This is a genomic window from Sphingomonas changbaiensis NBRC 104936, from assembly GCF_000974765.1.
GTDB classification, from domain to species: Bacteria; Pseudomonadota; Alphaproteobacteria; order Sphingomonadales; family Sphingomonadaceae; genus Sphingomonas_B; species Sphingomonas_B changbaiensis.
The window spans coordinates 81,359-98,418 of sequence record NZ_BBWU01000052.1; the positions used below are offsets into that span (position 1 = coordinate 81,359).

Annotated in this window: 14 protein-coding genes; 5 read left to right on the plus strand and 9 right to left on the minus strand. The window is 68.5% G+C overall.

From position 1 onward, the window contains the following. Positions 1-7 precede the first annotated feature (7 nt). From SCH01S_RS15205 to SCH01S_RS15220, 4 genes are all read left to right on the plus strand, one after another. Complete coding sequence (locus tag SCH01S_RS15205) at positions 8-478, plus strand: NUDIX hydrolase (RefSeq protein ID WP_046349676.1); 471 nt, start codon at positions 8-10, stop codon at positions 476-478. Positions 479-507: 29 nt separating this feature from the next. Further along, positions 508-1,365 carry a 3-methyl-2-oxobutanoate hydroxymethyltransferase gene (panB, locus tag SCH01S_RS15210; RefSeq protein ID WP_046349677.1) on the plus strand — a complete coding sequence of 286 codons (858 nt, stop codon included), beginning with the start codon at positions 508-510 and terminating at the stop codon, positions 1,363-1,365. A 64-nt stretch (positions 1,366-1,429) separates the two neighbouring features. Beyond that, the gene (locus tag SCH01S_RS15215) at positions 1,430-2,131 is read left to right on the plus strand and encodes a tetratricopeptide repeat protein (protein WP_046349678.1); all 702 of its coding nucleotides are present in this window, start codon (positions 1,430-1,432) and stop codon (positions 2,129-2,131) included. Continuing rightward, complete coding sequence (locus SCH01S_RS15220) at positions 2,128-3,477, plus strand: outer membrane protein assembly factor BamB family protein (protein WP_046349679.1); 1,350 nt, start codon at positions 2,128-2,130, stop codon at positions 3,475-3,477. Before SCH01S_RS15215 ends, SCH01S_RS15220 begins: the two co-directional genes overlap by 4 nt. Before the next feature lie 56 nt (positions 3,478-3,533). Here SCH01S_RS15220 and SCH01S_RS15225 read toward each other — a convergent pair whose 3' ends face one another. Together SCH01S_RS15225 and SCH01S_RS15230 are read right to left on the minus strand one after the other, a co-directional pair. After that, a complete protein-coding gene (locus SCH01S_RS15225) occupies positions 3,534-3,827 on the minus strand; it encodes a hypothetical protein (protein ID WP_046349680.1) in 294 nt (97 codons plus the stop codon). A gap of 31 nt (positions 3,828-3,858) precedes the next feature. Beyond that, positions 3,859-5,499 carry an alkaline phosphatase family protein gene (locus SCH01S_RS15230; protein ID WP_046349681.1) on the minus strand — a complete coding sequence of 547 codons (1,641 nt, stop codon included), beginning with the start codon at positions 5,497-5,499 and terminating at the stop codon, positions 3,859-3,861. Between the two features lie 49 nt (positions 5,500-5,548). On the opposite strand from SCH01S_RS15230, the gene SCH01S_RS15235 reads away from it, so the two are divergent. Then, positions 5,549-7,588, plus strand: coding sequence for a protein-disulfide reductase DsbD family protein (locus tag SCH01S_RS15235; protein WP_052733978.1), 2,040 nt, complete (start codon positions 5,549-5,551; stop codon positions 7,586-7,588). On the opposite strand, the gene SCH01S_RS15240 is transcribed toward SCH01S_RS15235, so the two are convergent. From SCH01S_RS15240 to SCH01S_RS15270, 7 genes are all read right to left on the minus strand, one after another. Continuing rightward, positions 7,568-8,185: a hypothetical protein gene (locus tag SCH01S_RS15240; RefSeq protein ID WP_046349682.1), complete on the minus strand. Its 618-nt coding sequence runs from the start codon at positions 8,183-8,185 to the stop codon at positions 7,568-7,570. The two genes, SCH01S_RS15235 and SCH01S_RS15240, sit on opposite strands and share 21 nt — an antisense overlap. Next, entirely contained in the window at positions 8,172-9,848 is a 1,677-nt protein-coding gene (locus SCH01S_RS15245) for an amidohydrolase (protein WP_046349683.1), read from the minus strand. Before SCH01S_RS15245 ends, SCH01S_RS15240 begins: the two co-directional genes overlap by 14 nt. A 330-nt stretch (positions 9,849-10,178) precedes the next feature. Beyond that, positions 10,179-11,045, minus strand: coding sequence for an NAD(P)-dependent oxidoreductase (locus tag SCH01S_RS15250; RefSeq protein WP_046349684.1), 867 nt, complete (start codon positions 11,043-11,045; stop codon positions 10,179-10,181). Positions 11,046-11,279: 234 nt separating this feature from the next. Further along, positions 11,280-12,239: an SDR family NAD(P)-dependent oxidoreductase gene (locus tag SCH01S_RS15255; RefSeq protein ID WP_084689609.1), complete on the minus strand. Its 960-nt coding sequence runs from the start codon at positions 12,237-12,239 to the stop codon at positions 11,280-11,282. A 4-nt stretch (positions 12,240-12,243) separates the two neighbouring features. Further along, entirely contained in the window at positions 12,244-14,664 is a 2,421-nt protein-coding gene (gene glf / locus SCH01S_RS15260) for a UDP-galactopyranose mutase (protein ID WP_245612291.1), read from the minus strand. Positions 14,665-14,824: 160 nt separating this feature from the next. Further along, a complete protein-coding gene (locus SCH01S_RS15265; RefSeq protein WP_046349685.1) occupies positions 14,825-15,526 on the minus strand; it encodes a response regulator in 702 nt (233 codons plus the stop codon). Continuing rightward, a complete protein-coding gene (locus SCH01S_RS15270; protein WP_052733979.1) occupies positions 15,523-17,025 on the minus strand; it encodes a DUF4118 domain-containing protein in 1,503 nt (500 codons plus the stop codon). Before SCH01S_RS15270 ends, SCH01S_RS15265 begins: the two co-directional genes overlap by 4 nt. Positions 17,026-17,060: the final 35 nt, after the last annotated feature.

A 17,060-nucleotide genomic window follows, 5' to 3' on the forward strand; every position in this document is an offset into this window, starting at 1 on the left:
TCGGCGCATGAAACGTCTCAGCGCCGGGCTGCTGCTGTTCCGGCGCCAGGGGGGCGTGCTTGAAGTCCTGCTGGTGCGCCCCGGCGGCCCCTATTGGCGCAAGCGCGACGTGGGCGCCTGGCAGATACCGAAAGGCGCCGTCGAGCCGGGCGAAGAGCCGCTCGCGGCGGCTTTCCGCGAAGTGGAAGAAGAGCTCGGGCTGCGGCTTGAGGGAGACCCGCTACCGCTCGGCCGCATCCGCCAGATGGGCGGCAAGCTGGTCGAGGCGTTCGCGCTGGAGGCGGAGTTCGATCCGGCGGCGCTGGTCAGCAATTTGTTCGAAATGGAATGGCCGCCGCGCAGCGGTGCCATCGAACGCTTTCCCGAAGTCGAGGAGGCGCGCTGGTTCACGCTTCCGGCTGCGAGCGAGATGATGCTGCCCAGCCAGCTGCCCCTGCTCGGTCGCCTTGCCGAAACGCTGGGGCCGGAGGACTGGTGATTTCCGCGCCGGAGGGGCAAAAGCGGTCTATGTCCACCACCTACACGATCGATACGGCGACCAGCCGCGCCCACCCGACGCCCGCGCCGATGAAGCGGCTGACGGTGCCGGCAGTGCGCGCGCGCAAGGGCGGCGAGCCGCTGGTGATGCTGACCGCCTACACGGTCCGGATGGCGCAGCTGCTCGACCCGCACTGCGACATCCTGCTGGTCGGCGACAGCCTGGGCCAGGTGATCTACGGCCTGCCCTCGACGCTTCCGGTGAGCCTGGACATGATGTGCGCGCATGGCGCCGCCGTCGTGCGCGGCAGCTATCATGCGCTGGTGATCGTCGACATGCCGTTCGGAAGCTATGAGGCGAGCCCGGAGCAGGCTTTCGCATCGGCATCGCGCATCCTGGCCGAAACGGGTGCCGCCGGGGTGAAGCTGGAAGGCGGCGAGACGATGGCGCCGACGATCGCGTTCCTGACCGCGCGCGGCATCCCGGTGATGGCGCATGTCGGCCTGACGCCGCAATCGGTGAACGCGCTGGGCGGCTATGGCGCGCGCGGTCGCTCCAACGAGGAGCATTCGCAGATCGTCGCGGACGCGCGCGCCGTTGCTGCTGCCGGCGCCTTCTCCGTTGTCGCCGAGGGCGTGATCGAGCCGCTGGCGCGGGCGATCACCGCCGAAGTCTCCTGTCCGGTGATCGGCATTGGTGCGTCGCCGGTCTGCGACGGGCAAGTGCTGGTGGCCGAGGACATGCTCGGCCTGTTCGAACGCACGCCCCGTTTCGTGAAGCGCTATGCGGACATGGCCGGCCTGATCGGCAATGCAGTCGCCACCTATGCCGACGAAGTCCGGTCGCGCGCGTTTCCCGGGTCCGAGCAGGTCTACGCGCCCAAGTAGCGGCTTCCGTTTGCCGCAGCGCGTCGCTAAGGTCCGCGCCGCTTGATCCCCCAGGAGATTTGGTTTGGCCGTACCGCCGGAGACGAACGAAGCTTTTTTACGCGAAGTCGACGAGGAACTGCGGCGGGACGAACTGGCCAGGCTCTGGAAGCGCTGGGGCCGGGCGTTGCTCGCCCTGATCGTGATCGGGCTCATCGCGTTCGGCGCTTTTCTGTGGTGGCGCGATCACCAGGCGAAACAGGCCGGGGTCGAGGGTCAAGAGCTGACCGCCGCGATCGACCAGCTGTCGAGCGGCCGCATCGACCAGGCGCTGCCGACTCTGCGCGCGCTGAGCAAATCCCCGCGCGGCGGCTATCGGGCTGCCGCGCAGCTGGCGATCGGCGCGATCGATTCCCAGAAAAAGGACCCGAAAGCAGCGATCGCCGCCTTCGCCGCCGTCGCGAATGACAAGGATATCGGCCAGCCGTTCCGCGATCTCGCGCTGATCCGGCAGACGACGATGGAATTCGACACGCTGCCGCCGGATCAGGTGATCGCGCGGATGCAGCCGCTGGCGAAGAAAGGCAGCCCCTGGTTCGGCAGCGCCGGCGAGCTGGTCGCGGTTGCCCAGCTGAAGGCGGGGCGGCCGACCGACGCCGGCGCAGCCTTCGCGGCGCTCGCTGCCGACCCCGCCGTTCCCGCCTCGATCCGTTCACGCGCCGCTCAGATGGCAAGCGTACTGGGTGTCGATATCAATCCTGCCGCTCTGCCGAGTTTGTCCCGATGATCCGTAATCTTCGCGCTCCGCTGCTGCTGGCCACGATGCTGGCGATCTCAGGCTGCGGCGTTTTCAAGCAGGCAAAGCCCAAGACCCCGGTGCTGGGCCAGCGCGTGCCGATCCTCGTCGCCGAGACGGGCGCCGAAGTCGATCCGACACTCGCCTCGATCGACGTGGCCGTGCCGCCGCCGGCCGTGAACGACGCCTGGACGCAGCCGAGCGGAAACTCGATGCACGCGATGGGTCACCTCGCCCTCTCCGCATCGCCGGCGCGGGTCTGGGAAGCCCAGGTTGCGGGTGGCGACAAGCGCGCGCATCTCGCCGCAGCCCCGGTCGTGTCGGGCGGGCGCGTCTATGTCATCGGCACCGACGCGCGGCTGCATGCCTTTGACGCCCAGACGGGCAACGAGGTCTGGACCGTGTTCGTCGGCAATGCGGCCGACGACGACCGCGGCAGCGGCGCCGCCAACAACAGCAAGGCGCTGTTCGGCGGCGGCGTCAGCGTCGACGGCGACAAGCTCTATGCCACCAACGGCCTGGGCGACGTGGTCGCGATGAACGCGGCGGACGGCTCGACGATCTGGCGCAAGCGGCCGGGCGGCCCGTTGCGCGGCGCGCCGACGCTGTCGAACGGCAACGTCTATGTCGTGAGCCAGGACAACCAGATCTTCGCGCTCCGAGAAAGCGACGGCAATGTCGAATGGACCGGATCGGGCACGCTCGAGGTCTCCGGCGTATTCGGCGTCGCCGCTCCCGCCGCGGGCCAGGGCACGGTGGTCGCCGGCTTCTCGTCGGGCGAGCTCAATGCCTATCGGTATGAGAATGGCCGGATCGTCTGGCAGGATGCGCTGTCGCGGACGAGTATCTCGACCTCGGTCGGCACGCTTTCCGATATCGATGCCGAGCCGGTGATCGATCAGGGCCGCGTCTATGCGATCGGCTCGGGCGGCCGCATGGTCGCGCTGGAGCTGGTGACCGGCCAGCGCATCTGGGAGATCAACGCGGGCGGCATCGCCACGCCCTGGGTGGTCGGCGACTGGGTGTTCGCGGTGACCGACAATGCGCGGCTGCTCTGCATCGCCCGCTCGAACGGCCGCGTGCGCTGGGCGACGCAGCTTCCGCACTGGAAGAGCGCCAAGAAGAAAAAGGGCTCGATCAGCTGGACCGGGCCGGTGCTGGCCGGCGGCCGCTTGATCGCGGTCAGCAGCGCGGGCGAGATCGCCTACGTGTCGCCGACCACAGGCTCGATCGAGGCGACCGTGAAATACGGCAAGCCGCTCAGCCTGTCGCCGGTGGTGGCCAACAACACGCTCTACCTGCTGGACGACGAAGGTCGGTTGACCGCCTGGCGCTGATACAAAAAGGGCCGCGGTTCTTCGGAACCGTGGCCCTTTGTTCGTGCAGATCGAGCTTACTTGCCCTTCACCGCATTGCCGGCGTCGGTCAGCGCATTGCCGGTCGCGTTCGCGGCGGTGTCGGTCGCATTGCCGGCGGCGTTCGCCGTGTTCGCGGCCATCGCGTCCATCGAATTGCCCGCGGCATCGAGCGCATTGTCGACGCTGTTGGCGCCCGCGTCGGCGGTGTTGCCGATGTCGGTGCCGACTGCGTTGGCGGCTTCGCTGGTCTCATTCTGGGCATGCTGCGAGCAGGCGGCGAGCCCCAGAGCGGCGGCCGAGACGAGCGCGAGGGCAGTCAGTTTCTTCATCGAGACACTCTCCTTTGTGAAGCGGGCGGGTCTAACGGCGCGTGCCGGGCGCGGCAACCGGGCAATTGTCGCCCGCGCTCGCATCCAGATCGAGGCAGCGGCCGTCGATCTCGGCCGGCGGCACGGGCAGGCCGATCAGCGATGCGAGCGTCGGCAGGATGTCGACCGTTTCGACGCCCAGCGGCTGCTCGAAATTCTGAACGCCCTTCCACCAGAACAGGATCGGCACCCGCCGGTCATAATCCCAGAAGCTGCCATGCGTGGCGACATAGCCCTTGGTCGGATCCGGGATCGGCGTGACCCGCTCCTTCAGCGCCACGATCAGGTCGCCTGACCGGCCCGGCCGGTACGACGCTCGCGCCCGCTCTGCGAACGACCAGGTTTCCGGTGGGCTGGTCGGCTGCGGCATCTTCGCGATGTCGGCGCCGACGAACACATCCTCGACCAGCGGCGACTGCTTGATCAGCTGCGCCGCACGAGCGACGGCCTTGGCGCGCGCCTTGGCGGGAACCGCACGGTCGAGATAAACGTCGCCGCCCGCCGGGATCAGCACCGGCCCCGTGAGCTTCAGCTCGCGGCCGATCTGCGCACCGATCGCCTTAAGGTCGAGCCGGCTGTCGACGCGCTGCGCGTCGGGCGCGGCGTGGATGCGGTTGCGCTCCGGCAGATCATGGCCGCCATGGTCGGCGGTCAGCACGACGACATAGTCGACGCCGCTCTTGTCCAGTTGATCGAAGAAGGCGCCCAGGCGCTTGTCCAGCGCGAGTAGCTGGATGCACATTTCGACACCCTCGGTGCCATAGGTGTGGCCGACATAATCGGTCGCGGATTCGCCGATCGAGATGATGTCGGTCTGCGGACCGCGGCCGAGCCCCATCGACTCGATCAGCGCCGATGCGAGCGTCAGATTGGCGTCGTCGATCTCGGGAGAGGCGCGGAACTTGGTCGTGTCGCCGGCAGCGCGGCCGAAATGCCAGGTGCCGACCGTCTTGCCGCCGCCGATCGGGATCGCCCGATCGCGCGAGGTGCAGACGTCGGGAACCGGCAGCGCCGGCTGCGGCTGCGCCAGCCGCGCCGCGAGCGCGCTGCGGAACGGGGCGATGGCGGCATCGGGCGCGGGCTGGCCGGCGGTCGTCACATAATCCTTGCCGTTCCAGAACCAGAGCTGGTCGACCTTGTGCCCGCCCATCATCACCGCGGCGCGATCCTTGCCGGCGACCGAGACGACCCGGGTAGCGGGATCGGCGTTCTTCATCCGCTCGCCGAGCGTCGGCACCAGAAGGTGCCTGGCGGAAACGGTATAGTCCTTGGAGCTACTGCCCGGCACCGTCTCGTCTTCGGCGCAATAGACGGTCTTGTCGGCACGCGCGACCGACTGATCGAGCCAGTCGTTGGCGATGATGCCGGTGCGATAGGGGCGGCTGCCGGTCAGGATCGTCGAGTGACCCGGGCAGGTCTCGGTCGCCGCATGGCTCTGATAGCCGGACGGAAACACCACGCCTTCGGACAAGCGCTTCAGGCCGCCGGTGAAGTGCTGCCTGTATTCCGAAAACAGGTCGGCCGAAAACTGGTCGATCGAGATCGCGACGATCAGCTTGGGCTTCGGGGGCTGCGCCTGGGCGGCGGTGGCGAGGAGAACGGCGACGGCAGTAACGATCGAGCGCAGCCTCACGTAGAAAACTCCTTGGGGTTTCGGGCCCGGAACCGATAGGGAATGCGCGATGCTCGCGAAACTGAAATCGGCATGGGCGTGGCTGCTGCTTGCACTGCTGTGGCCGGCAGCCGCGCTCGCGCAGCCGGGCGTCCAGCACATCCATCCGCGGCTGGTGGCGGAGAGCGCTTCGCCGGCGCCCGGACAAACGGTCGCGCTGGCGCTGGTGATGACGCCGGACAAGGGGTGGCACGGCTATTGGCAGAATCCCGGCGATGCCGGCGTGCCGGCGGACGTGAAGTGGCAGCTGCCGGCGGGCGTGAATGTCGGCGCGTTCCGCTATCCGGTGCCCGGCACGCTGCTGGTCGCGGGCCTGATGAACTATATCTATGAGCGCGAATATGCGCTGATCGCGCCGCTGACGGTGCCGAAGGACGCTGCGCCCGGAACCCGGCTGCACGTGACCGGCGACGCGCAATGGCTCGCCTGCACCGACGAAGTGTGCGTGCCGGAACAGGGCATGATCGCGGTCGACCTGACTGTCGGCGACGGGCGCATCGATCCGGCGGCACGCGCGCAGTTCGACGCGTGGCGGGCGAAGCTGCCGCGGCCGCTCGGCGCCCAGGCGCGGTTCGAGGTCGTGCAGGGCCGGATGCGCATTGCCGTTCCGCTGCCTGCGGATGTCCCCGTGTCCGCGCCCTATTTCTTCCCCTCGACAGAGGGCGCGATCGACTATGCCGCGCCGCAGAGCGTCAGCCGCAACGGGGATGCGCTGATCGTCGAAACGACAGCGAAAGGACAGCCCAACTCTCTGTCGGGCGTGCTCAAGATCGACGACGACACCGGCCTGTCGCTCGAGGCCGTGCCGGGCCCGGTGCCGCCTGCGGGCGAACCGATCGGCAAGGCGAGCGCGGCGCGATGGGACGCGATGACGGTGCTCACGGCCTTTGCCGGCGCAGTGCTGGGCGGACTGTTGCTGAATGTGATGCCGTGCGTGTTCCCGATCCTGAGTCTGAAGGCGCTCGGCCTGGCGCGCGCCGGCGTCGACGAGCGCGAGGCGCGGCGCGAAGGGCTGGCCTATGCGGCGGGCGTGATCGCGACCTGCCTGGCGCTGGGCGGCGCCTTGCTGGCGCTCAGGGCCGGCGGTGCCGCCGTCGGTTGGGCCTTCCAGCTGCAGGACCCGCGGGTGATCGGCCTGTTGCTGCTGCTCACGACCGGGGTTGCGCTGAACCTGGCGGGGCTGTTCGAGCTGAGGACGATAGGTGCCGGCGACGCGTTGGCGGCGCGGGGCGGCCCGGCCGGCGCCTTCTGGACGGGCGCACTGGCCGCCTTCGTCGCGACGCCGTGCACCGGGCCGTTCATGGCGGCAGCGCTGGGCGCAGCGCTGGTCTTGCCGGCAGCGGGAGCGCTGGCGGTGTTCGGCGGGCTGGGCCTCGGCCTCGCCCTGCCCTTCCTTGCGATCGGGTTCGTGCCCGCGCTGCGCCGCCTGCTGCCCAAGCCCGGTGCCTGGATGGAGACGATGCGGCACATACTGTCCGTGCCGATGTTCCTGACTGCGCTGGGCCTGGCCTGGATCCTGGGGCGGCAGGCGGGCGTGAACGGGATGGCCGTGGGCCTCGGCGCCGCGTTGCTGCTCGGCCTCGGCCTGTGGTGGGCGGGCGTCCGGCAGATGCGCGGCCGACCGATCCTGCCCGTGATCCCCGCCGCGGCCATTGCCGCCGGCCTGGTGCTGACGCTCGCCCCGGTCGCGACCCGGGCCGAAGCCGGCGGGCTCCTGAAGGCGCAGCCGTTCAGCGAGGCGGCGCTGAAGACGGCGCGGGACGCCGGGCGGCCGGTGTTCCTCTACTTCACGGCCGACTGGTGCCTGTCGTGCAAGGTCAACGAAAAGGGCGCGATCGAGCGGTCGGAAGTGGCCGATGCCTTCGCCAAGCATAACGTCGCGGTGCTGGTCGGCGACTGGACCAACGGCGATCCGACGATCGGGCGGTTCCTGGAAGCTCATGGCCGATCAGGCGTCCCCCTCTACCTCTTCTACCGGCCGGGCGCGCCGGAACCGGACGTGCTGCCGCAGGTGCTGACGCCCGGAATGTTAGCGCGGCTGGCCTCCTAGCGTCGGCGTGGGCGCCGGAAGCACCGGCGGCGGCGCGACCGGAGCGGCGGCGTTCGTGGGAGCGATCATGTTGTCCGTCGGCGGCGGTGTGGGTGGCGCGGGCGGATTGCGGCAGAAATCGACGACGCGGCGGATGGCGACCCCGCCCGGGATCGTCAGCGTCAGCGGGCCGCCGGAGACGGTCACCTGGGTTTGCGGACGGGCCATCGCGTCCAGCACCGCATCGCCCATGCCGGTGCGCGCCTGGACGCGGCCATTGCCCAGGTCGCGGGTGCCGAGGCTTACGCCCGCGCCGTCCGCCGACAGGTTCAGCGCCGTGCCGCTGCCGGCGCGCTCGAACAGGATCGACTGGCTCTGCCGTTCGCAGCGGAGCGCGAACACCGGCGGCTGGTCGGCGGCGCCGTAGAAAGCGGCGCCGTCCTCGACCCGCCACGCCATCGGCGCGCCGACGCCTTCCGGCGCCTGCGCAACATTCTCGTCGGTGTCGTTGGCAACGCTGACGCGCGTCTCGCCATTCCCTTCGGTGTGGTTGCCGACGGTCATCTTGTCGCAGCCGGCAAGCAGCAGGGCGACCAGGACGAGGCTATTTCGCGACATAGGCCCGCTGGCCCCCGATCCAGGTCTCGAGCACCTTGGTGGCACGAAGCTGCTGCGGCGTCGATTCGAGCGGATCGGTGTCGACGATGACGAAATCGGCGCGATAGCCGGGCTGGAGCATGCCGATCCGGTCCTCCGCCTGGCCGGCATAGGCCGCTTCGGTCGTATAGCCGGCAAGCGCGACTTCACGGCTGACGCGCTCCTGCGGCTGCCAGCCGCCGAACGGCTGGCCGTCCGGCCCTTCGCGCGTGATTGCCGCCGCCATGCCGGGGAATGGATTGGGCGATTCGACCGGCGTGTCCGATCCGAACGCGAGGTGCGCGCCGGTGCGCCGGATCGATTCCCACGCGTAGGCGCCCGCCAGACGGTTCGGCCCCAGCCGCGCCTCGGCCATCAGCCGGTCCGACGTCTCATGCGTCGGCTGCATCGAGGCGACGATGCCGTGCTTGCCGAAGCGCGGGATATCGGCGGGGTCGACGATCTGTGCATGCTCGATCCGCCAGCGGCGATTGTCGGGATAGCTGGGCGCGACTTCCTCGATCGCGCTCAGCACCTGGTCGTTGGCGCGGTCGCCGATCGCGTGGACGGCGACCTGAAAGTGATCCATCGCCGCGCGGACCATCAGGTTGCGGATTTTCGCGTCGTCCATGAAGCCCAGGCCGCTCTCCTTCGGCGCATCGGCATAAGGCTGCTTCAGCCAGGCGCCGCGCGAGCCGAGCGCGCCGTCCGCATAGAGCTTGATACCGACCATCCGCAGCCGGTCGTCATAGAGCCAGGGCGTGGGCCCGGCGCCCGCGATCGATAAGGCCGGCTCCAGCCCCAGCGCGTAGGACACGATGCGGACCTTCAGCACGTTCGCGTCGCCGGCGCGGCGGAACACGTTCCAGTCCTCGACAGACGTGCCCATGTCGTCGATGCCGGTGATGCCGAAGCCGAGCAGGATCGCCTGCGCCTTGGAGAGCGCGATGTCGCGCTCCCGCGGCTGCGGCGCGGGCACGACCTTCTCGATCAGCTTGCGGGCCGCGTCGACGAACACGCCCGCAGGCTGGCCGTCCGCGGTCTTTTCGATCCGGCCGCCGGCCGGCGACCGCGTGGCGGCCGTGATGCCGGCCGCCTTCATCGCGACGCTGTTCGCCCAGCCGGCATGGCCGTCGACCCGGACCAGCCACACGGGCTTGTTCGGCACGATCGCGTCGATGTCGGCTGCGGTCGGGAAACGGCCGAGGCCCCATTGCTCCTGGTTCCAGCCGGCGCCGATGATCCATGGTCGGTCCGGGTTGGCCTTCACATAGGCGGCGAGCATCGCCTTCGCCTCGTCGAGCGACTTCGCCGCGGTCAGATCGAGCGACATTGCCTTGAAGCCGAGCTCCATCACATGGCCGTGCGCGTCGATCAGGCCGGGCATCAGCACCCGGCCCTTGCCATCATAGCGAAAATCGAGGCCGCGATCGGGCCGCTTGTCGCCGCGATCGAGGAGCTTCGCGACACGGCCGTCCTTGTCGATCACAAGGCCAGTGAAGCGCTCGACCTTGCCGTCCTTGGTCAAGGTCAGCCCGTTCACATTGTCGATCAGCGCATCCGCATGGGCCGGCGCAGCGACGAGCACGAGAAGCGGCAGAAATGGACGAAGTGGACGACGTGGACGACATTCACATGGATTCATGAAAATTTTCAGGGCCGCCTTGGGGAAAGAGGCGAGCCGGGCGCGAAGGGGGAAGTCGTTCATTTCGCCTGCATAGCCGCGTCGGTGCCGGGTAGGACAGAGGGTTCGCGCGAAGACGCGAAGACGCGAAGGAAATGGGTTCTACGCGGAGGCGCGGAGGCGCGGAGGCGCGGAGAGGCTTCGCCGCTCGTCGATGCCGCGTCTTTCCGGCGAAGCCGGAGCAGGATGGGTTTCGGCTTCGCCGAAGATACGCCGGAAGCACGCCCCCTCCGCGCCTCCGCGCCTCCGCGCGAACCAACCTTCTTCGCGTCTTCGCGGCTTCGCGTGAACCTATTTCGGCAGCCGACGGATGATCGCGCTGGTGTCCTGGCGGCCATAGCCGAGCGCCTGGCAGTCGGCGTAGAATTGATCGACGAGGCTCGCGACCGGGAGTGTCGCACCGTTAGTGCGGGCCTCATCGATGGCGAGGCCCAGGTCCTTGCGCATCCAGTCGATCGCGAAGCCGAAATCGAAATCGTCGTTCGCCATCGTCTTCCAGCGGTTGAGCATCTGCCAGCTCGCCGCGGCGCCGCCGGAGACCGCCTCGAACACCTTGTCGAGGTCCAAGTTCGCGTGCTGGGCGAAACGCAGCGCCTCGCTCAGCGCCTGCACGGCGCCGGCGATGCAGATCTGGTTGACCATCTTGGTGGTCTGGCCGGCGCCGTCGGGACCGACATGCGTGATCCGCGCGCCATAGGCTTCCATATAGGGCCGCGCCGCCGCGATCGCCTTGTCGCGGCCGCCGCACATCACCGACAGCGTGCCGTTTTCCGCCCCGACCTGCCCGCCGGAGACGGGCGCATCGACGCACATGATCTCGTGCGACTTGCCTTCCACCGCGAGCTGCCGCGCGATCTTCGCGGAGACGGTGGTGTGATCGATGAACAGCGATCCCGGCCGCATCGTCCGGAACGCGCCTTCCCGGCCGAGCGTGACCTCGGCCAGGTCATCGTCATTGCCGACGCAGGTGATGACCACGTCCTGCCCCTCGCCCGCCTCCATCGGACTCGACGCCACGCGCCCGCCATTCTCGGCGACCCAGCGCTCCGCCTTTGCGGGCGATCGGTTGTAGACAGTGAGCTCGTGGCCCTTCTGGGCGAGGTGGCGGGCCATCGGGGCGCCCATCACGCCCATGCCGATAAATGCGATGCGGGACATGAGGGGGGATTAGAGGGCAAAAGTGGAAGAGGCTAGACCGGCGGCGGTGCCCGCTTCCGACCCATTGCGGACGTAAGCCCCTCTCCCGCTTGCGGGAGAGGGAGGGGCCCCCGCCGCGAAGCGGTGGGAGGGTGAGGGTCTGCGGCTCTCACGCTCGCTGCGCTTCGCTCTGGCCCCCTCACCCCGCTCGCGCTGCGCGCGAGTCGCCCTCTCCCCGAGGGGAGAGGGGCCGGATTACTTCCCCGCCACCTCGAAATCGGCCTGGGGCTCCGTCCGGCGGCGATGGTCTTCCTCCTCACCCCGGCTCTGGAGCCAGGCGGCGGTGCCGGCGGCGGCGAGGGCGCCGACGAAGAACAGGCCGCCGATCGCGACGGGGCTGATGCCGCCGCCTTCCGATTCATGGTCGAGCGGCTCGGTCTGGGTGCGGTGCGCGCGCGCCTTCACCGGATCGGGGAAGATGCGCACCGCGCTGGTTTCCAGCTTGTTCTTGAGGCCGCCGGCGATCACCGCGTGCCGGTCTGCCATCAGCGCGTCGATCGCCTGCGCGGCGACCAGGGCGGGATCGTCCTTGGCCATCTGGCCGGCGGGCGTGTTGTCCATGTTGGCGCGATGGAAGAAGTCGGTGTCGGTCGGGCCCGGCATCACCACCGTCACGACGATGTTCTTTTCGGCAAGCTCGTTCCTGAGTCCTTCGCCGAACGAGCGGACGAAAGCCTTGGACGCCGAATAGACCGATTCGAACGGCCCCGGCATGATGCCGGCGATCGAGGCGGTGAACAGGATGCGTCCCTCGCCCCGTGCCACCATGTCGCGGACGATAAGCTTCGACAGCTGCACCTGGCCGCGCACGTTCAGGTCGATCAGCGCCAGTTCCTTGTCGAGATCGGTCTCGTCGAACCCGCCGCCGCCGGAGCCGACGCCCGCATTCGCGCAGAAGATGTCGATCGCGCCCAGCGCCTTCGCTTCGCGGTGGAGCTGGTAGACGCCTTCTTCGGAGGCGAGATCGGCCGCGATCGTGTCGATATCGGCATCCGGCGCGCGCTCACGGATCAGCTCCGCGGATTGCTCCAGCTTGTCGATATCCTGCGCGGCGATGACGACGTCATGTCCGCTTTCCGCGAATTGCCGGGCCAGCTCGAAGCCGATGCCCGACGATCCGCCGGTGACGAGAACGCGCGGCCGATCTTCAGCCATGTGCCTACTCCGCTGGGGTTGCTGCCGCCTCTGACGTTCCGCTGCGGGCGATCGCCGACGTGCGGGCGAACAGTGCCGGACGTTCGTGCGCCACGGCCTTGCGGGCCGCCGCTTCGAGCGCTTCGCGCCGCTCATCCTCGTCCGCCTTCATCCGGCGATAGGTCGCGAGCGCCTGCCCGACCACCTGGTCCATATTGTAATAGCGGTAGGTGGCGAGCCGGCCGACGAAGACGACGTCGGGCTCAGCCAGAGCCAGCGCCTCGTAGCGTTTGAACAGCGCCTGATTCTCCGGCCGCGGGATCGGGTAATAGGGATCCCCTTCCGCCGACGGATATTCGTAGGTGATGCTGGTCTTGGGCGCCGTCTGCCCGGTAAGATACTTGTATTCGGTGATCCGGGTGTAAGGCGTGTCCTCGGCCGGGTAATTCACGACCGCGACCGGCTGGAACACTTCGGTGTCGATCATCTCGTGCCGGAACTGCAGCGAGCGGTACGGCAGCTTGCCGTAACGATAGCCGAAATATTCGTCGATCGGGCCGGTGAAGACGAGCTTGTCGTACGTCACCTCGCGGCGGACCTGATCGAAATCGGCGCCCAGACGCAGCTCGATGTTCGGATGGTCGAGCATGTTTTCGAACATCCGCGTGAAGCCGTCGAGCGGCATCGCCTGGAACTGATCGGTGAAATAGCGGTCGTCGGTGCTGGTGCGGGTCGGCACGCGGCTGGTGACGGACTTGTCGAGCTCCGACGGGTCCATGCCCCATTGCTTGCGGGTATAGCCCTGGAAGAAGGTCTCGTAGAGCTCACGCCCGACCTTCGAGACGACGACGTCGGCGGACGTCCTGATCTCGTCGACCGGTTCGGCGCGGCTTTCGAGAAACGCCTCCGCCTCCTCGTCCGTCTTGAGATCGAGGCCGTAGAGCATGTTCAGCGTGGTGCGGTTGATCGGCATCGGCACCAGCTTGTCGCCGACCTGCGCGCGCACGCGGTGTTCGTACGGCCGCCATTTGGTGAAGCGGGAGAGATAGGCGAAAATCTCTTCCGAATTGGTGTGGAAGATGTGCGGGCCGTAGAGGTGATAGAGAATGCCGTCCTCGTTCGGCAGGTCATACGCATTGCCGGCGATGTGCGGGCGCCTGTCGACAACCAGCACCTTCTTGCCGGCGTCGCGGGCCAGCCGTTCGGCCATCACCGAACCGGCGAACCCGGCACCGACCACGAGCACGTCATAATGCGGCTTCTTGCCGAGCGGCTGCACCGCGCGACGCTCGATCGAGGCTTCGGCGATCAGCGCCTCCATCTGCGCCGCGGTTTCGTCCCACGACATGGTCGAGAGCAGCGCATCGACCGGGCGCAGCCATTCGCGATTCTCCCGCGGCAGCGCGAGCGCCGTCTCGCACGCGGCGATGAAATCGGCGGGATTGCTCGCGATCTGGACCGCGTCGAGCTCGCCATAATGGCGGATCACGTCCTTGATGGGCGTCGAGACGACCGGACGGCCCGCGGCCAGATATTCCGGCGTCTTGGTCGGCGAGATGAACCTGGTCGCGTCGTTGATCGCGAACGGCATCATCGCGACGTCCCAGCCTGAGAGGTAGGCGGGAAGCTCCGCATAATCCTTGCCGCCAAGCCAGGCGATGTTGGGCTGGGTCGGCAGATCTTCCGGGCTGATTTTCACGACCGGCCCGATCATCACAAACGTCCAGTCCGGGCGCTGGGTGGCGACAGCGCCGAGCAGCTCCAGGTCCATCCGCTCGTCGATCACGCCATAGAAGCCGAAGCGCGGATGCGGCAGGTCAGCCTGATCGGCGGGGTCCGGCTGCTTTGCGCGCGCCTGGGCGAAATGCTTCACATCGACGCTGGACGGGAAGGCGTGGACGCTCAGATGCCGGTCGCGCTTTGCTTCGTACAGGCTGTAGCCGCCGGTGAAGACCAGATCGGCGAGCCCCATCAGCTCCTGCTCGAGCGACAGCAATTCGGGCGGCGCGAACTTGAAATTCGCGAGCTCGTCCATGCAGTCATAGACGGTGCAATCGGCGTCGAGATGCCGCGAGAACGGCAGCATCATCGGCGTGTAATACCAGCGCACCAGCGGGCCCGAGCGGGTGCCGACCAGCTCATCGACAAGACGGCGGAGCTGCCGTTCGTGCAGCTCGCCTTCGTTGGGGTTGAGATGCGGGACCGCGACCGTGACGCCCGACTTGGCGCAGATCGACAGGTCCAGCGACGGCTCGGCCGACGCGTCGAGAATCGGTTCTTCCCAGAAGATCACGCGATAATCGCGCGCGAAACGGCTCATCAGATGCTGCGGGCGCTGGAACACGAAATTCCAGCGCAAATGCGAAAAGCAAAGAAGTGTCGGCTTGGGCAACGTTCCGCCGGAGAAAGCCTGACGCTCGCGGCGACGGGAAGATCCAAGTTTCATAGCGCTCCTTCGGTCTGCCAGCCCGCACTTCAGCGCCCGCGAGGACCGCGGCGCCCCACTCGTTGATTGGCTGGCAAGCCGTAAAAGCGCCGGAACAGGCACTTAGTTCCGGCCGTTACGCCTCCGTTCGTCGCGCTTGCGCAACGGAATCCTACTCAGGTTAACCGCCGCCGGACGGCGTGGGTTCCGACAGGCGGTAACCGATGCCCGGCTCGTTGCGGATCAGCTGCGGACGCGCGGGATCGGATTCCAGCTTCAGCCGAAGGCCGCGCGCGGCGACGCGCAGATATTCGACGTCCTGTTCATGGGCAGGCCCCCACACCGCGCGCAGCAGGTGCCGATGCGTGAGCACCCGGCCGAGGTGGCGTGTCAGTTCGGCCAACAGCGCATATTCCTTGGGCGCCAGATGCACCTCCTCGCCGGCGCGCGTGACGCGTCGCCGGTCGAGATCGATCGCGATGTCGCCGAGCACGGCCGGTGCGGAGCCGGACGCTGGGCGGGCACGGCGAAGGGCGGCGCGAAGTCTCGCAAGCAATTCGTCACCGTCGAACGGCTTCGTCACATAATCGTCCGCGCCGAGGTCGAGCGCGGCGACCTTTTCCTCGGTTGCGTCGCGGACGGAGACGACCAGCACCGGCGTCGCGCTTTCCCGGCGGAGCTGCTGCAGCACTTCGAGCCCGTCGAGATCGGGGAGACCCAGGTCGAGCAGCATCGCCGCCGGCCGGCGCGCGCCCGCGAGCCGAAGCGCCTCGCGGCCGGTATCGCACTCGATCACCTCGTAATCCGCCCGCTTCAGCACGCCAGCCAGCAGGCGCCGGATCGCCGCCTCGTCATCGACGACCAGGATCGTTTCGCCGCTCATTCGGCGGCGAGGCGCGTGACGGCCGCGTCGGGAAAGGCGATCCGGAATTCGGCGCCCCCCCCGGGGCGGTTGCGCGCGGACACCTGCGCGTCCATCGCCTCTGCAAAGCTGCGGACGATGCCGAGCCCCAGGCCCGAGCCGCCCAGCCGGTCCGATCCCTGCAGCTGGCGGAAACGATCGAACACCAGCGCATCGGCGCCCGGAGGCAGGCCAGGCCCGTCGTCGATCACCGCCAGGGTGACGGTGTCGGCCGCCCTCCCCTCGATCCGGATCGCACTGCGCGCGAATTTCCGGGCATTGTCGAGCAGGTTGATCAAAATGTGGTGGAGCAGTCGCGGATCGGCGCGGACCATCGGCAGGTCCGGCGCCAGGTCCAGAGCGACGGCGATCCCGTCCAGCTCACGCCCCATATCATCGAGCGCGACGGCGACGGCATCCGACAGGTCGGTCGGCACGACCGCGAGGCGCAAGGCGCCCGCTTCCAGACGGCTCATCTCGAGCAGGTTGCCGATCCGGCGGTCGAGGCGCCGCGCCTCGGCCCGGACGCGGGCGGCGCCCTCCCCCTCGATGAGGGCAAGCTCGCCCAGGATCACGGTCAGCGGCGTGCGCAGATCGTGGCTGACCGAAGACAGCAGGGCATCGCGCAACCGCTCATGCTCGCGCTGCTGTTCTAGCTCCGCCGCCTCGGCCGCCAGCCGCAGCCGGGCGAGCGCCTGCGCGGCTTCGGTGACGAGGCCAGTGAGCAGTGGCATGCGGGCGGGCGGGATCGGCGGCCGCGCGTCGGGCCGGGCGAGCGCGGCGACGCCGAAGGGCGTGCCGACGGCGGCCAGCGGCACGAACAGCCATTCGGCCGAAGCCATGGTCGGCTGGCCTCGACCGGTGATTTCGCCATTGGCCTGCGCCCATCGGACGGCGGCGAGATCAAGGTCCGACAGGTCGGGCGTATCACCGCTGGCCACCCGGCAGGCGACGGCGGGCCCATCCACGTCCAGCACGGCCGTACTCGCACGAAAGGTCGCTGCGAGCTGAAGGCACAGGATCGTGTCGACCTGCTCGGCGGAACGGGTGTTGGCGAGCTTGTGGCCGAAACTCGCGAGCAGCCGGCTATCCTCCGCTGCTGCTTCGGCGCGATCCGCGGCCGCGCGCAGCCGGGCGGCGAACTCGCTGATCACCGCGGCAACCGCGAACAGCAGGATCATCGTCACCAGATGATCGGGATCGAAGATGCGCAGCGTGAAGCGCGGCGGCACCAGGAAGAAATTGAACGCAAGCGCTGCCAGCGCGCTCGTCACCAGGCCGGGCGCGAGGCCGCCCTGCGCGGAAGCGAGCATGACCGGAAGCAGATAGAGCAGAGCGAGGCTGGCCACGTTCAGCCGCCCCAGCAGGCCCATGTCGAGCAAGGTGATCAGCGCGGCGCCGAGCGCGCCCAGCGCATAGCTCCACGCGTCCGATCGGCGCGAGTTCGCGAACAGCTTCAACAGGGCGGAGGCATCGTCCACGGCCCGGAGAGTGTGCGCCCTGCGGGCGTTCGTGT

What these genes read in the sequence shown, in the direction of transcription:
- SCH01S_RS15205 (WP_046349676.1), top strand. Translation starts at nt 8, where the DNA reads ATGAAACGTCTCAGCGCCGGGCTGCTGCTGTTCCGGCGCCAGGGGGGC.
- panB (WP_046349677.1), top strand. Translation starts at nt 508, where the DNA reads ATGTCCACCACCTACACGATCGATACGGCGACCAGCCGCGCCCACCCG.
- SCH01S_RS15220 (WP_046349679.1), top strand. Translation starts at nt 2,128, where the DNA reads ATGATCCGTAATCTTCGCGCTCCGCTGCTGCTGGCCACGATGCTGGCG.
- SCH01S_RS15225 (WP_046349680.1), bottom strand. Translation starts at nt 3,827, where the DNA reads ATGAAGAAACTGACTGCCCTCGCGCTCGTCTCGGCCGCCGCTCTGGGG.
- SCH01S_RS15235 (WP_052733978.1), top strand. Translation starts at nt 5,549, where the DNA reads ATGCTCGCGAAACTGAAATCGGCATGGGCGTGGCTGCTGCTTGCACTG.
- SCH01S_RS15240 (WP_046349682.1), bottom strand. Translation starts at nt 8,185, where the DNA reads ATGTCGCGAAATAGCCTCGTCCTGGTCGCCCTGCTGCTTGCCGGCTGC.
- SCH01S_RS15245 (WP_046349683.1), bottom strand. Translation starts at nt 9,848, where the DNA reads ATGAATCCATGTGAATGTCGTCCACGTCGTCCACTTCGTCCATTTCTG.
- SCH01S_RS15250 (WP_046349684.1), bottom strand. Translation starts at nt 11,045, where the DNA reads ATGTCCCGCATCGCATTTATCGGCATGGGCGTGATGGGCGCCCCGATG.
- SCH01S_RS15255 (WP_084689609.1), bottom strand. Translation starts at nt 12,239, where the DNA reads ATGGCTGAAGATCGGCCGCGCGTTCTCGTCACCGGCGGATCGTCGGGC.
- glf (WP_245612291.1), bottom strand. Translation starts at nt 14,664, where the DNA reads ATGAAACTTGGATCTTCCCGTCGCCGCGAGCGTCAGGCTTTCTCCGGC.
- SCH01S_RS15265 (WP_046349685.1), bottom strand. Translation starts at nt 15,526, where the DNA reads ATGAGCGGCGAAACGATCCTGGTCGTCGATGACGAGGCGGCGATCCGG.